Genomic DNA, 842 nt, shown 5'->3' with positions numbered 1-842 from the left:
GCCGGAGAAGCGGCGCTGGTCGAGCGGATTGCGGAGCTGGAGTGGCTGAAGTCCGCGGCCTCGGCTGCGCAGGCTCGGTTGGCTGTCGCGCTGGATGAGTCGCGGCGCTCTGCTGAGGCGGCGGCGGGGGTGCCTGCCGCGAAGCGTGGGCGGGGCGTGGCGGCCGAGGTGGCATTGGCCCGGCGGGATTCGCCGGCGCGGGGTGGCCGGCATCTGGGGTTGGCCAAGGCGCTGGTGTACGAGATGCCGCACACGCTGGCCGCGCTGGAGAGTGGGGCGCTGTCGGAATGGCGGGCCACGATCGTGGTGCGGGAGTCGGCCTGTCTGGATGTCGAGGATCGGCGTCGGCTGGATGCGGAATTGTGCTCGGACGTCGCGACGCTGGCGGGTGTGGGAGACGCCGCGCTGGCTGCTGAGGCGAAGGCGATCGCGTATCGGCTGGATCCGCACGCTGTCGTGGATCGGGCGGCCACGGCTGTGGAGGAGCGCACGGTGACGATCCGTCCGGCGCCGGACACCATGACGTATGTGACGGCGTTGCTGCCGATGGCTCAGGGTGTCTCGGTCTATGCCGCCCTCAAACGCGAAGCTGATGTCTGCTGTGACGGACGCTCGCGCGGTCAGGTCATGGCCGACACCATGGTCGAGCGGGTGACCGGCCGGCCGGCCGATGCGGCAGTGCCGGTGGCGGTGAACGTCGTGATCTCCGATCAGGTGCTGCTCGGGGCGCAACAGGGCGCGGCGGCGATCGCCGGCTACGGTTCGGTCCCGTCGGCGGTCGCGCAGAAGATGGTGTTCGATGCGGTGAGCGATCCTCGGTCCCGGGCCACGCTGCGGCGGCT

General features: G+C 71.1%; 1 protein-coding gene. It reads left to right on the top strand.

All coding sequences use genetic code 11. The annotated features are described in order from the left end of the window. Nucleotides 1–842: DUF222 domain-containing protein (locus tag HPC46_RS34570; protein WP_179476461.1), on the top strand; the 842-nt coding region annotated here is incomplete at both ends.

Source organism: Mycolicibacterium vinylchloridicum (genome assembly GCF_013404075.1).
In the GTDB taxonomy this organism is placed as follows: Bacteria; Actinomycetota; Actinomycetes; order Mycobacteriales; family Mycobacteriaceae; genus Mycobacterium; species Mycobacterium vinylchloridicum.
The sequence above is the reverse complement of the archived record's forward strand: the minus strand, read 5'-3'. Positions and strand labels throughout refer to the sequence as shown.